15 protein-coding genes are annotated in these 14,749 nt (G+C 40.4%); 4 read left to right on the top strand and 11 right to left on the bottom strand.

Going from position 1 to position 14,749, the window contains the following annotated elements; translation table 11 throughout:
* Positions 1-21: 21 nt before the first annotated feature.
* The 10 genes from ACZ444_RS03475 to ACZ444_RS03430 all read right to left on the bottom strand — a co-directional run bounded on the left by ACZ444_RS03475 (position 22) and on the right by ACZ444_RS03430 (position 7,541).
* The gene (locus ACZ444_RS03475) at positions 22-693 is read right to left on the bottom strand and encodes a response regulator transcription factor (protein WP_382359273.1); all 672 of its coding nucleotides are present in this window, start codon (positions 691-693) and stop codon (positions 22-24) included.
* A 114-nt stretch (positions 694-807) separates the two neighbouring features.
* Complete coding sequence (locus ACZ444_RS03470; protein ID WP_382359270.1) at positions 808-1,413, bottom strand: PepSY domain-containing protein; 606 nt, start codon at positions 1,411-1,413, stop codon at positions 808-810.
* A gap of 302 nt (positions 1,414-1,715) precedes the next feature.
* Positions 1,716-2,345: a hypothetical protein gene (locus ACZ444_RS03465; RefSeq protein WP_382359267.1), complete on the bottom strand. Its 630-nt coding sequence runs from the start codon at positions 2,343-2,345 to the stop codon at positions 1,716-1,718.
* A gap of 6 nt (positions 2,346-2,351) precedes the next feature.
* Complete coding sequence (locus tag ACZ444_RS03460; RefSeq protein WP_382359265.1) at positions 2,352-3,308, bottom strand: ImmA/IrrE family metallo-endopeptidase; 957 nt, start codon at positions 3,306-3,308, stop codon at positions 2,352-2,354.
* Between the two features lie 4 nt (positions 3,309-3,312).
* Positions 3,313-3,654, bottom strand: a complete 342-nt coding sequence (locus tag ACZ444_RS03455) for a helix-turn-helix domain-containing protein (protein WP_382359262.1) — start codon at positions 3,652-3,654, stop codon at positions 3,313-3,315.
* Between the two features lie 540 nt (positions 3,655-4,194).
* Positions 4,195-4,395, bottom strand: coding sequence for a putative motility protein (locus ACZ444_RS03450; protein WP_382359259.1), 201 nt, complete (start codon positions 4,393-4,395; stop codon positions 4,195-4,197).
* A 532-nt stretch (positions 4,396-4,927) separates the two neighbouring features.
* Positions 4,928-6,283 (bottom strand): IS1182 family transposase, encoded by a 1,356-nt coding sequence (locus ACZ444_RS03445; RefSeq protein WP_464433565.1) that lies wholly within the window; start codon positions 6,281-6,283, stop codon positions 4,928-4,930.
* Positions 6,284-6,528: 245 nt separating this feature from the next.
* Positions 6,529-6,789: a hypothetical protein gene (locus ACZ444_RS03440; RefSeq protein ID WP_382358207.1), complete on the bottom strand. Its 261-nt coding sequence runs from the start codon at positions 6,787-6,789 to the stop codon at positions 6,529-6,531.
* 69 nt (positions 6,790-6,858) lie between these two features.
* Positions 6,859-6,999 (bottom strand): hypothetical protein, encoded by a 141-nt coding sequence (locus tag ACZ444_RS03435; RefSeq protein WP_382358208.1) that lies wholly within the window; start codon positions 6,997-6,999, stop codon positions 6,859-6,861.
* Positions 7,000-7,322: 323 nt separating this feature from the next.
* Positions 7,323-7,541, bottom strand: a complete 219-nt coding sequence (locus ACZ444_RS03430; RefSeq protein ID WP_382358209.1) for a hypothetical protein — start codon at positions 7,539-7,541, stop codon at positions 7,323-7,325.
* A gap of 181 nt (positions 7,542-7,722) precedes the next feature.
* On the opposite strand from ACZ444_RS03430, the gene ACZ444_RS03425 reads away from it, so the two are divergent.
* The 4 genes from ACZ444_RS03425 (at position 7,723) to ACZ444_RS03410 (ending at position 10,419) form a co-directional block, all read left to right on the top strand.
* Complete coding sequence (locus ACZ444_RS03425; protein WP_382358210.1) at positions 7,723-7,959, top strand: helix-turn-helix domain-containing protein; 237 nt, start codon at positions 7,723-7,725, stop codon at positions 7,957-7,959.
* Between the two features lie 106 nt (positions 7,960-8,065).
* Positions 8,066-8,626 carry a sigma-70 family RNA polymerase sigma factor gene (locus ACZ444_RS03420; protein WP_382358211.1) on the top strand — a complete coding sequence of 187 codons (561 nt, stop codon included), beginning with the start codon at positions 8,066-8,068 and terminating at the stop codon, positions 8,624-8,626.
* Positions 8,627-8,716: 90 nt separating this feature from the next.
* Entirely contained in the window at positions 8,717-9,808 is a 1,092-nt protein-coding gene (locus ACZ444_RS03415; protein ID WP_382358212.1) for a DnaD domain-containing protein, read from the top strand.
* 119 nt (positions 9,809-9,927) lie between these two features.
* The gene (locus tag ACZ444_RS03410) at positions 9,928-10,419 is read left to right on the top strand and encodes a helix-turn-helix domain-containing protein (protein ID WP_382358213.1); all 492 of its coding nucleotides are present in this window, start codon (positions 9,928-9,930) and stop codon (positions 10,417-10,419) included.
* 409 nt (positions 10,420-10,828) lie between these two features.
* On the opposite strand, the gene ACZ444_RS03405 is transcribed toward ACZ444_RS03410, so the two are convergent.
* Positions 10,829-14,233 (bottom strand): immunoglobulin-like domain-containing protein, encoded by a 3,405-nt coding sequence (locus ACZ444_RS03405; protein WP_382358214.1) that lies wholly within the window; start codon positions 14,231-14,233, stop codon positions 10,829-10,831.
* Between the last annotated feature and the right edge of the window lie 516 nt (positions 14,234-14,749).

Raw genomic sequence — 14,749 nt, 5'->3', positions numbered from 1 at the left:
GGAAAATGTTTCTGATATGTTTCATTTGCGCATCACATACCCTGCTCCACGCAGCGTTTGAATATAACTGTCTTTGTCGGAGGCGTCCAATTTAATTCGGAGATGTCTGACATAGACATCCACAACATTTGTTTCAGCTTCTGCTTCGTATCCCCAGATATTTTCAAGCAGAACCTCTCTTGTCAATACACGGTCGATGTTTTTCATGAACATATATAAGAGTTCATATTCTGTTGTCGTCAGCTCAATGATCTGATCGCCTTTTGTCAATAATCGCGTTTCCACATCCAGTGCCAGATCTTTAAAGGTGAGCCGGCTGGATGATGCGAGGTTTTTTTCTTCACGTCTGACAATGACTCTGATCCTTGCCAGCAATTCCTCGATCGCAAAAGGCTTTGTGATATAATCATCAGCACCATTATCAAGACCCTGCACTCGGTCCATGACACTATCTTTTGCCGTAATCATGATGATGGGAATGTCTTTTTCTTTTTTTAACCGCCGGCAAACTTCCATGCCATTCAGGTTTGGCAGCATCAAATCAAGAAGGATCACATCCCAGTCATCCGCCACTGCCAGCTCAAGCCCTTTCCTGCCGTCAAAAGCAGCCAAAACCTCATACCCTTCATATTGCAGTTCCAGTACAATGAATTCGGATAAAGCTTCTTCATCCTCAATAACCAGAATATTCATGGAAAGCCTCCCGGTCCGTTTAATGCCATTATAAAGTAAAAAAATACTTTCTTCACATAAATGGGCCCTGCATGCCATATGCGCAGGACCCATTGAACAAATCATTCGAGATGGTTAGTCATCATCTTCTTCGTCGTCATCGCTGTCATCATCTTTCTCCATTTTTAAAACGTCACCTGTTTTGGCATCGACGTCGACGTCATGTTCAGTGCCCTGATCATCTCTAATCTCCAGGGAATACACAACCGTCCCGTCTTCTTTATCCAGTTCATTATCAATGACGTCACCTTTGACTTCTTTTAAGGCAATGGACTGACTCTTTTCTGCCGTTATAGCCGCTTCTTTTTTCAGCTGTTTTTGTTCTTCCTTATCAGAGAGCTCGTCGTCTCCATCGTCCTCGTCCTCGTCGCGACCTTCGTCGTCATCTGCATGCTTTTGCAGCACGTCACCGTTTTGGGCATTGATGTCAAGGTCCCACATCTTGCCATCTTCGCCTTTGACATCGACTTCATAAACCGTTTCACCGTCTTCATCGTCCAGATCTGTTTCAATGGCTTTACCCGGCACTTCTTCCAGAGCGGTGTTGATCGCTTCTTCTTCTGTAATGGCTGCCTCCTTAGCATCATCCTGACTGCCAGATGAAGCAAATGCAGACGTCCCTGCAATACTGCCTCCAATTAGTGTCGCTGCGATGCCTGTTGTTAAAATTCCTTTTTTCATTGGTAAGCCTCCTCGTTTTTGATGATACATGCTCATCATAAACGGGCCACATGAAAGAAGAGTGAACTGAATCTAAAAAAATTTTAATGTGCGAATTGTTTATGTACCTGGCACCTATATTTGATTTGCCCAACAAAAAAGAAAAGACCCTCTCAGGTCCTTTTTCGATTAACAATTGAATGTCTGTTTGACCTCCGCATTTAACTGTTTCTTCGCTAGCAGCTTTTCATCACTCTCGGATGCCACTTTGCCAATTACCTTCATATGATTTCTTTGTTCTGAGTTTCAATCATTTTATAGTATCATATTTGATTGAATTGACTTTGAACAAATTGATTAAACGTAGGTGGTATTTCGCCTGCTTTGATAGCAGGTGTACAATAGGTTTTATAAATCGATTTGTATCGTTTATCCGGTTTGTCACCTTGTTCATGATTCTTAAGGAAACCCAGTAACAAAAGATGTTCAAATCCACAAACATCAACATGTTCTAATTCAATTAATTCTTTGACAGCTTTAATAATTGACCCATCACGCGCTGATATAAAAGGTATATTGTAATAAGCTGCGTACGCCAAAGAAAAGACATCACCTTTATCTCTTTTGTCTAAGCGTACATATTTAAATAAGTCAAAATTGGCTATGGTATTAAACAGGGTAGTATACTGCGCATCCCGTCCATATAATTCTCCTTCTGATACGATGGTAATGGAATGCCCTTTATGTTGTTCAACATACTTTCTTCTTTGCTCATCGAGTTCGTCCATAACAGTTTCGTGAATTAAAATGTTCTCAAAATGATTCAATATGGCATGGATATATAGTGATTTCATATTTTCAAAGTTATACGTTTCATCTTGTTTATCGACACCGACTAGTAACACGCTTGCATCAAAGAGAATAGGCTGATTTTTCAGTTGGTTAATTACCATATGACTTTAACTGTCATCCTCTAACTGGGAATTTAAATATTTTTTTAAGTCCATTAAATATTCATCATCCTCGTCATCACTATCCTCAGTTATGTCAGTGTCTACATCTAAACGTTCTTTATCCAGCGAAAGTTGGTCGGCATCCCATTTTAGTTTATCTAATGAAACATAGCCCTGGTCAAATGCTTTAGGCATCTTTTCGTACATAATTTCATCGATATACGGATTCTCATTTGCTATCAGCTGATTAACTTCACGTTTATAAACCCGTTGGGATTCTTTAAACGCACCTTTTATAAAATCATAATTGGATATGAGCAGCTGAAATTTATCTTCGGTAATATGCTCTTCCTCAAAAAGACGATACAGAACAGCTTTTAATGGTAAACCGTATTTAATTGTCAGTCGGTGAGATAATAATGTTAAATCAGTTATATTGGTATCACTAATCCGATTTTTATTAATACGGGACAGCCAATCATCAACCATAACATTAAGCGCCTCATCGGGTAATAAAAATTCTGCTGCAAAACGAGATGCCTTCTGTTCTGATTTTTCATTTAGTTGGGATAAAGAACAAACATGAGGTGTCTTCTTGAGCCCTTCCAAATCGACAAGATAATGGTAATATTCGTGGGCTGTAGCAAATATTTGATTCAATAGGGGTTGGCTGGAATTTAAAATAATAAATGCAATGTCCCTTGATTTGGGGAGCACTATTATCATGCCGTCCAAATCCGGATTATGAAAGGACTGCTTTTCAAAATAAATATTCTTCTCCTGTAGGTTAATATAATCAAATATATTGGTTCCAATCGGAGCTATGCCATAGTCTGCTCGTTTTTCGCGTGCCAGTTTTTTTATTGAATTTATTTCAGTTTTAGTTAATTTTTTCGGGTCAAAATCATAACGGGATTGTGAATACGCATCCAGTAAATTATTCAAATCGTGCGCTTCCATCATTAATTTAGTGACCTCCTCTGCGGTCTATCGCAATATAATGCTCTCTAATTTTAATACGCTCCATAACTTCGACCAGATTGTCTTTATCAGAAGATTTAAGTTGGCCCATTAGCAACAATACTGGGTCTTCCTGTTCTTCCTTAAAGAAGGTATTTAAGTCCTGGTTTATCTTTTGGCAAACCTGGTTTAACGTTTCTAACGTTGGGTCTTGCTTCCCATTTTCCAATAAAGAAATCGTCGAGCGTCCTACATTCAATTCAGACGCAATATCAGTCTGCGACTTATCATCTCGATACGCTTTGAGTTTTTCAGCAAATAACTCGCGGTTAAAATGCAATGTTGCCATGTGTGATTCCTCCCTTTGCTCCTGAGTTAATTATACTAACACATAGTATGAATTAAAAGGGAAAATGTTATTCATTTTAACAACAATTATATAAAAATGGACCGTTCGGTTAGCAAGACTCATTCCCGGACTTCGGGCGCCTTGCAGTTGGCAGGCAACAGAAAAACCCGCCTTATATAAATGCATTGTTGTGGCGGGCAACGCAATAACCTGATACGCATTTCCGGACTATGGGCGCCGGATGGTTGGCGGGCAGAGGTCTGCACGTAAGACTGTTTTCAAAGGCGGTTGGGGACTGTCCCCGATATCTCCCCGCGCTTTGCGGCCTGATTCTTCTTTTCCTCCTAGATCTGTGATGTTACATCTCCCTGGCCATCCTTCTCCTTGTATAATCCCTCCAAATAAAAATAGACCCTACCATCCGCGCTGGACAGTAAGGCCTTCTAAAAAATCATGATTCGGGATTATAATATATATTTGTCTCCCCAGTTAACACGTCATGCCCCATCAAGCAGGGGGGGGATTGTCCCCGATATTCATTTAACCTTTCATGTCAATGTTTCCTCCTAAATGTGGTTGAGCTGCACGTTCGATGGCAGCCATATTATTTGTACTCATCAACTTTTGAACAGCTTCTCCCTGTCGCTCGGCATTTCCCATTGCCATCTTCGTAACTGAAATAGAAGCCTGTTGCTGCACTTGGCTTTGACTCAACGCCGTTGACATTGATGCAATATCCATCAGAACACCACCTTTCTCTAACGGACAACTGGGTTTCAATCATATATCTTATTTTAATTTTAATCTACTAATTTCCATTATATCACAGATGAAGGACGAAATAAGTTAAACTTAAAATTCATCTCATCCATCTCTGATCTATACCCTCTTATATTTTAAAACAACGATTAAATTTCACGAAATTGAATAAAATAACTTGCAGCCTTTAGAAATGAGTAAGTAAAAAGCTGTTTGGGCATTTGTGACTGCTAAACTAAAATGGACAGTTTTTGCTCGATAAAAATGAACACTTTCTAAAACTCATCGGTGGAGTCAGCGTCATCGAAGATACAATCGTATGACTGGCTCCCAAGTATCTCATTCTCGATAATGACCCGGATTTCCGTTCTAAAGAGATTAAGGATTTTTTAGCTTCTTAATTATCTTATTCCATTCTATTAAAAATTTTTATACTTGAATCAATTTCATAATTGCTCTTATTAAAAACGCAAAGACCTGCAGAATTTCTAATGTGTATTTTTTTAAAATTCCTCTAAGCAGCCTGCTGCTGCTTTAACGCGGCATCAATGCGGTCTGCGGCTAATTTCGATGCATTATACATCAACGTAACGATATCAAAATGGATCTGAGCGCGTTTCCCTGAACGATGGCGAACATTGTTGAGCTGAAAGAATTCCTTTAAATAGGCATTGACACGTTCAACGGCTGATCGGCGCTTGTAGATGGTGTTCCAAGCTTTAGAGCCCCGTGCCGGGGCTGTGTATCGCCTAAGGTCTTTAGTGATTTTCATCTTGAAGACTTTCTGGCATATGTCTTCATGGGCTAAAGGGCAGTCTTTGCATTCCTTTGGGTTTGTGTATTTCAGGGTTTCATGTTTGGCATCGTAACTTTCATAACGGTACGAATGTTCACGGAAACATGTTGGGGCAAAATATTTATCAAACCCTATGGGTTCCGATTCATTGCGTTTATTATAGGCAATGATAGATTGCTGGCCCATTCGATAGACCTGCGTGTAAATCGGTTCAAAATCATAACCCGCATCCATCGTCTGATAACGCAAGTTTGAAAGAGGCAAGCATTCATTCATCCCCTTCAATAAAGGAATTGCGGCTTTTCCATCATTTAGATTTCCTGATGAGAAAAGGGCCTGTAAAATGTATTGACTTGATGTGCCGACAGCCAGATGTCCTTTATAGCCAAACCAGAATGTATTTTTGCCTTCGCTGTTTTTCTTGATCCCCCATTGGGGATCCCGGGGAACACCGTCTCGAAGTTCTGTTAAAGATGCATCCAGTTGAGCTTCGATTTTCCTGTCATAAAGAGGCAGATTCGCTTCTTTCTCAGCTTGTTCCTGGAGCCATTGGTCACGCTCTTCCCTGGATTTACGGCCGCGTTTTTTCGGTTCCGGCTTTGCCTTTTCTTCTTTAGGCGGGGCCTGATCACGTGCTTCGAAATGAGTCGCATCGATGGCGACTGTATCATCAGCGATAAAGCCTTCGGCAATGGCTTGAAGAACAACTTTTTCCTGGGCCTTTTCCAATGCATCTGATTCGCTCAGCTTGGTTAAAAGGCGGGAATAGGAAGCTTCCGAAGGAATCTTGTCTGAAACCAGAAATCCACAATTCAATTTGAAGGCAATATCATCATCTAAGCGTTTTTTCAGGTCTTTTATGGTTGGGATGCGTTCAACATACCGAATGAAAACGGAAATAATCATCGCTGCAACATTCAGCTCTTCAGGCGCGCCCAACCGGGATTTTTTAGCCATGTCGTGATAAATGGCATCCAAATCAACGGCGGAAATGATCGCCTCATACTTTTGGGTAGGTTCCATGTCATAAAGTTCTTGGATGCTAAATAAGCTCGGTTGTCGTATAATGGTCATAGGAAGTATTCCTCCAATCTTTGTGGCTGTTTTAGTTCAACTACCATTATACAAGATTTGGGGAGGTACTTCCTTTTTTACGTTTTTAAGTCCTTGCGCCGCAAGGGCTATGAATTATGAAATTCGCTCACTTTTTTAATTAAACTAATGTGCTCTAAACGCTGCCATAATGCGATTCTTCATCCAAATGTTTCCCCAGACCAAATTATACCGTAATTTTAAAGTAGTGGGGGACTGTCCCCTATTTAATCTGAAACTTCCACGTCAGCTATGTCATTAAAATCAACATCCTGAGGAACTTCTTCTTGCAATATCAGTTCGCGTATCAATTCAAGTTTAATAGACACATCTAAGCTGATAATTTCTTCGCCATCAGTGTCCATCATAGAGTAAGGCACATTCCGAACAGTCATTTTCTTGTCAGAAGATACATGCCAAACCATGTCTCTGGTTAGATTATCCGTTTGACCGCTCATTACGGGAGCCTCCATGGATAATGTACTCATTTTATCTTCCCCCTTTACTCTATGATCTATACATATGACTTATAAGATAAATTTAACGAGAGTTTAATCTTAATTCAGTTTTTTCTTTAGTTCCTTCAGCGCTTCAAGGTTTTTCTCGGCAAGAGAAGTTTCCATTGCTTCAGCCTGACTTCTATTCTCTGATATGACAGTTATGATTTTAATGACTCGATTACCGCTTTCTCTTTTCATAAAACTAATCGGTATTGTATAAGCATCAGGATTACTCTTATCTTTTGTACTTTTATTTCAGCAACTTGGTCACTTTTAAACGAAATGATGTCATCTATTTTTATTGATTCTTGGTCACTAAACTGCACTTGAAACCTTGACATGCTGACTACACGTCCCTCATCGTACCCTATGATTCTAATATATCCGACTCAGGATATAAATGTCAAGATTTGTGCAGCTTATAGACTTTTCGAAGCCTATGATGGCAGTCATGGCATACCAGCTTACAATTCCAAATATCTTTTACATGAAAAGGTACATCCTACTTAAAGAATGTACCCTCATTGGTTCAGCAACACCTCTACCTGCCGCTCATACCCGTAGGCTTTGAAGAAATTAATCAGGGCCACCTCAAATATATCCCGCTGCGACATATTCTTCTCTCTGGAAAAGTCCGTGACCATCTGATCCAGTGAGTGAATCATCTGGACGGTTTTTGTCTTCCCAACGCCTGGAATGGTGTAGCGCGGAATTTCACCGCCTTGGCCATACGGCTGCAATAGTGGGGGACTGTCCCCAATACATTCTTGTCAACAACAACCGTTCGACATATTCCGGGAAGTGACAGGCACCTCAACGATGTCTCGTCCTAATGTTTCCCCAGACCAAACAAAACCGTAAATACACGGTGTTCCATTTAATTCCCTTTAAGGATAATGAACCTTGAAAAGGGGGATATGCGTGGATAATGAGGTAACTCAAATTTGTACTGGCAGAGTAATTCGCAAGTATCGCAAACAACAGCTGAAATCCATTGAAGAATTTGCTTGGAACACTGGTATGAATGATAAATACTTAGGTGCTGTTGAACGTGGAATTTACAGCATATCATCCAATTACTTACTCAAACTGCATGCTGAATTTGGCTGTCCTCTTTACTTCTTTGAGGAAATTCATGAATGTGTTCATAACAAATAAATAATTGTTTTGATACTTCTCGACAGAATCACCCGCCATTTTTCCTTCAAAAGTTAAAACCCGTATATATCTTCCCTTTATCAACCCCACAAAGGAGCTAGACCACATGGAAAACAACAAAATAACGTTCGAGGAAATCTTCGAGCAGAACAAGCGGCGGATTCATTACCAGCTTCACAAAATGAACATCCGCGATCCGCATCAGGAATTCTTTCAGGAAGGCCTCATTGCGATGTGGAATGCCTACGAGAAATATCAGCCGGACAAAGGCCCCATGGCAACCTACTTCAACTACATGATCCGGAACCGCCTCATTGACCTCATGCGCAAGGAAAATCGCCACACAGATCTGAAAGACCGAGCCGCCCATGAGTTCAGCACACAACTGACTGATGGCAATCACCGTGTTAGTGAAGGTGAAAACGCTCAGCCTCTGACAAACGCGTCCAGCCCTGAACCGAACGATCCCACTCTCTGGAACGATCTCAAATCCCAACTGACAGACAAGCAATGGAAATGGGTGCAGTATCATATTATCGACGGCATGAGCATGCCGGAAATCGCCGAGCAGGAAGGCGTCTCCGTTGAATCCGTGAAAAGCTGGGCCAAACAAGTCAGGAAAAAGCTGCGCAGTCACAGCGACATACTGGACAAACTCAACCCATAGAGTGCCGCTCTCTCCAAAGTGCGAGGTACATAAACAATTCGTTTATGTGCCTGGCACCCACTCCAAATAACCACGACAAGGAGCATTCATATGAATTATATTAAAGAACTGAACGCCTTTGATGACACGCTCGTATTCAATCCCCTGTCCGGGTCGGCCATCGCCGTCTGGCACGCTTTGATGCATTTCAACAATAAATCGGGCTGGCAAACGACGTTCACCGTTCCTGCCAGTATGCTTGAAGTCCATTCCGGCATCAAAGGCACCACTTTCAAGCGCGCTCGCACAGAACTCAGTGAAAAAGGCCACATCCACGTGACACCCGGCAGCGGCAACCAAGCTCCGACATATCGTATGCTGTCCCAAATCAAATCATTCACCGAACCTGTCGCCGCTACTGCCGCCACGCAACCGAATCCATCCGACCAGTCTGACGCTCACCCAGCAGAAGACCCTGCCGCAGAGCAGGAAAACCAGCAAGCTAACCAGAATCGCCCGGCACCCGACGATACAGCGGACTACACCGCGGCCCACACAACGACCGCCACAGTTCAGACGAGCACTACGAACCACGCGACGGACAAAGCACCGGTCCGAAGCCATGACCGCCATCCAGTCCACATCCCGGGCCACAATCTGGACCGCAACACTGACGACAATCCGGTCCACAGTGCGGCCCCATTAATTAAACAAGACTTAAACCAAACCCAGACAAAACAAAACCCAACAACCACAACAACCATGGCCGCCGGTTTCTACCAGCAGCATTTTGATACAGCCAGCCCATATATTCTTGACGACATCCAGCACTGGATCAGCCATATGAGCGATCCACTCGTTCTGGATGCCATGAAACGTGCCTTGGAGCAAAATAAACCAACCTGGCGTTACGTCAAAGGCATTCTAAAGTCATGGCAAACTAAAGGCATCCAAACCGTTGAAGCAGCTGCAGCTGATGACCAGCAGTTCCGCAGTAAGCACAGCCAAAAACCCATAAGCCGTCATTCTGAAAAGGCTGAAGTCATCCCGGCATGGTTCCAAGAACGAAAACAGACACACGACCAAGCTCAAAATACAACCACCCAGAACAATACAACCCTCAACCAGGCCGAATGGGAAGAATGCGAACGACTTCTGACGAAGTATGGGAAGAAAAAGCAACATACAGTGCCAGGTACATAAACAATTCAGAATTGTTTATGTACCTGGCACCCAGTTCTATTACATTACCGCTCAATATTTCCGATAAACTAATTAGCAGTCTGAAAAACTGCTAATCTAGACATAATGGAGTTGTTATCATGACACTAAACGATGCAACATACAGAGAGATTTTAGATTTTATTCTAAACGGAAAACCTTATCGGGAAATTGCTGAGACAGTTGGGGTATCCAAAAATACAGTGACAGATCTCATTAAGCGATTAAAGGATACTGGATCTATTTTCCCCTCTGCTGCCAAAACGTCTATATACGATCCGGTCATAAAAGAGATACAAGAACATATCGACCATCTTTTAAGGTTGAGGAAAAGTACATACAACATACGCCACCAAATTAAGTTAAGCAACAAAGAAATTTATCTTTTGCTGCTTGCAAAGGGTTACAATATTTCCAGGACCAAAGTAACAGAACTCATTAGACTAGGGAAGAATAAGATGAAGGAAAGCCACTTAAACATTGTTCATTTGCCTGGTGAGGCGGTGCAGTTCGATTGGGGAACAATCCGAGTTCAAATCGGTGAGGAAGAATCAGGCACAAACGTTTCCCTCGAGATTACTGCCGCTGCCTAATAAAGAATACATATTTTACTATCACAATTCGGAAAAGTTAGTAGTAGCAAAATGGTACAATTCAAAAATGAGGAGTTATATTCACTTTTCAAAGCTTTTGGCCAAAGCGTCAATTATAACTTTTTTGTCGCTGTTTTCAATAACAATCACGCTACTCGTTTTCCATAAGCTCAACTAAAACTAAATATCTTCAATCTTAATTTGATCTATAATTTTACTAATATAGTCTATTTCATATGGATTTTTATGTATTATTCTTTCCATTTTTAATCATGAAGCTTACAGTCATTTCTTTTATGTCAGCACACCAAAAAAAAGATTCCATACAATTTTTAATGTATGGAATCTAATGTGGCAACCGATTAGTTTAGAAAAATCGACTCTTACCTAACATAACTCTTTATTCTGTTTATTCAACGTCACGACCTGTATCTGTTGATTCTACAGTGCGCGTATTGCCTTCACTGTCTTCAAACTCCATTTCAACCTTATCAGGAGTTACGCCTTCTGATACAACTTGTGTTGTATTCCAGTAACCATCTTCAGTATCTTCACCTATATAAAATGGACTTGAAACACCTGATTTTTCGAGATTAAGCGTTTTTTCTGTTGCTTCTTGTTCGCCAATGTTGTCTCCGTCATTATACAAAGTGAACTTTAATGATTGTAGTTCATTTATTTTCAGTTCTTCAAATTCAGTTTCAATAGACCAATAGGAACTGCCATTTTTATCATTTGTTCTGATTTCTAATACTTTAACCATAGAATCAGAACTTTGCGGAACAGTAACTTCGATAGAGTCAGTAGTTGCTGTTTTTCCATTTGCTTTCTGTTCCGAAACAAGGAATTCTACATCTACTGTTGATTCGTTTTCAGGAGGTATTACTTCGCCATTTGATGTGATTACATCTTCATCAGTCGAACTTGCAACAGTAGCAGTATAACCATCACTTAGTTCAGGTAGAGTTAATACTTCTGCATCTTGCTTAACTGTAACATTATCACTAGTGAATTTAGCTACTTCATCTTCAAATGCTTGTTGACTAACTAACTTCTGGGCTTTATTAAGCTTTTTCTGAAGCAGTTGAGCATCTTCTTCGGTATCATAATTCGTTGCATCTAAACGGGATTGAAGATCATTAATTGCTGCTTGATCTACATCAGCTGATAAATCTTCATCTTCATCAACTAAGCCTGTAACACCTTTTGCAATAGATGCCATTTCTTTATTAGCTTCCTGTTTCTCATCTAGTAATTCTTGTGCTGCATTAAGCTTTTTCTGAAGTAATTGAGCATCTTCTTCGGTATCATAATTCGTTGCATCTAAACGGGCTTGAAGATCATTAATTGCTGCTTGATCTACATCAGCTGATAAATCTTCATCTTCATCAACTAAGCCTGTAACACCTTTTGCAATAGATATCATTTCTTTATTAGCTTCTTCTTTTTCTTCTTCAAGTGTTTCAATCTTATCTTCGGCATCAGTTAATTTCCAAACGTTATTAAAATCTGCTTCTTTTACATTATCAAAGTCAGTTGCCTTATTAAGTGCCGTACGAGCCTTTTCTACTTGACCTTTATGATCTAAAGTAATGTTTTCAGCAATTGGCAAATTAGTGAGCGCTGATCGAGCATCCATAGATGCTGCTTCTGCATTTTCCATTTGATCTTTTAGTTCATCGATTTTGTTTTGAGCAAGTTCAAAGTGATCGTAGTTAACAATAACATTTTCTGCTTTAACGTCTGAGTCTTTAACTACTTCCACTTTGTCTTCTGCATTAGCTACTTTAGCTGCATCATCATCAAGATCTTCTAATGAGAAATCCGCTGGATCACCAATGTCACTAATTGCATTAGTTGCTTCATCCACCGCATCTAACTGCTCTTCTAGTTGATCAAGCGCATATGTTTCGAAAACGACATTTTCGTCTAATTCATGTGCATCAGCAACGAAGTCTTTTGCTTCAGCAACATCATTTCGAACATCATCAATGTTTTCAGACGTTACCGTTTCAGGAAGATTATCAATTGCATCTTGTGCTGTGTTTACAGCATTATCAACTTTATCTTGATGATCTGAAATGTAATCAGCAATCTTATCTTCTAGTTGATCAAGCGCATACGTTTCAAATACGACGTTCTCATCTAGATCTTTTGCTGTTGCAATTAAGTCTTTCGCTTTTGACACATCGTCTTGTGCCTCAGTGAGGTTATCTCCTGTGATTTCTACATCTTTATAGTCTTCACCAAGTTGATCAATAGCATCTTGTGCCTTGTTTACCGCTTCATCAATTTCCTCTTGATTTGCTTTTGTAAAGTCATCGATATTTTCTTGGGCTTCGTCAATAAGACCTTGTAAGGTATCTTTGGCATCGCCATCTTCAACAGCGTCTACAAAGTTTTGAGATTTTGTAACCGTTGCCTTCGCAACGTCAAGGTTATCCTTATTTAAGTCTTCAGTAGAATCTTGTAAGCTATCTACAGATCCAGCAGCAATAAGAACGTCATTAGCTGCATCCAAGCGACTTTGTAATTCTTCTTTTTCCTCGCCACTATTCAACTTTTGAATGGTATTTGCAGCCGGAACATAAGAATTCATTACGTCATTACGCTCATCGCTGTCAGTAACAAGTCCTTCCACTTTTTCTGCGGAGTCAACATTTGCTTCGAAATCTTCTACTGCCTCTGTAGCTTCAGCAACTAGATCAGTAGCTGGAGATAACTCAGCAGGAACTATAACGGTAGCTTCCTGAGTAGCATCACCTTGTGTAACACCGTAAGTGACTTTAGTTACCCCTTCAGTAGATGTTTCAACTTTAGGTACAGTAATTTCTACTTGGCCATCCACTACTTTAAATGCGTCAGCATCTAATTCTAGTGCTTCGTCATCTTTTGTAACAGATAAATCCTCAGGTACTTCTTCAACATCTTTGTTGAATGTTACGGTAACTGTGCCATTATTAGCTCCTACAGAGTCAACTACTGGAACTGCTGGGGTTGGTGGAACTGGTGGAGCTGCTTCAGCAACGTTCACGGTTACTTCTACGTCATCAGCCTTATTACCAGCCTCATCTTCGGCACTGTAAGTTATTGTGTAAGTTCCTGCTTTTGTTGTATCGATTTCATCCAGCTCGTCACCAGCAGCATTGGTGATGACTGATGTTACGTCAACGTTTTCGTCCCGGTTATCGGTACCTGTTGCATCAGGAAGATTGAAGTCTCCACCATTTTCAACCTCAACAGTTTTATTACCATCAACGCTTAGTTCAGGTGCTTCTGTATCAGCATCATAGCTTACAGTAGCAGTGAACTGATTGCCTTGATAAGTAAATGTGATTTCGTTTTCACCGTCAGTAAGTGCTTCATCAAGATCAATTTCAGTTGTTTCATCATTATCGAATGTTACTTCAACAGTATAAGCATTAATTGCGCTTACAGAGTCGACATAAATTTGACTGTCAATTGGATTAGCATCTTCAACCCAATCTCCTAATGTACCGTCAGGATTTTGGCTTTTTTGGTAGTTGATTGAGTCCAACAGATACGTTTCGTCATTAATTTGGACCGTTTGAATATCATACTTCAAATTACCATCGTTATTAAAATAAGTATCATAACCATCAGCATCCTGATGATTTTTAATATAGTTCAATTGATCGGGATTCTCTGTTACGATATTTCCGTCAATTTCAAAACTCACTTCATCCATTTCTGCATCTGCCGCTGCAGCAGAAACTGGCGCTACTGCAGCCATTGAAGTAGCAGCTACAGCTGCTACTGATGCGGTGGAAAACACTTTAAATGGTTTATTCATATAGTATAACTCCTCCAATTATTCTAAATGATTTAGTTCAGAAGCATCATTGTTGTTAACATAGCCTTGGATTGTTTCCAGTGCTTTTTCTGCTTCTGTTGGTGCCTAGACTTCGTCAGATCCAGATCCGTTGTCGCTATTCTCACCTTATTCATTCTATATGAATGGTTTTTAATGAGCCTACACTGTACGTGCGACTTTCATCGCATACAGAAGTTCCTGATAATTTCATCATCAACCATAATGATTTCAGGCTTCTCTTACAGGGAACCATTATCTTCAAAATAGGTGGAATAATTATCATCATTCGGTGCTGATCTTAATTAACTAAAGATCTATAATCTTGACTATCTCGTGAATCAAAGCTCACCTGATCCAAATCTGCATCACTCGCATCTGCAACAGATGGCGATATTAATGCAGTGCTCGCCACAGTAACAATCGCTGCAGTCAATCAATTCCGCATATATAAATATCCTCCTCATATTTTTCTACAAACATACTTATGATTTACTT

This window comes from Lentibacillus kimchii, from assembly GCF_055381965.1.
This window is presented reverse-complemented; position numbering and strand designations above follow the sequence as displayed.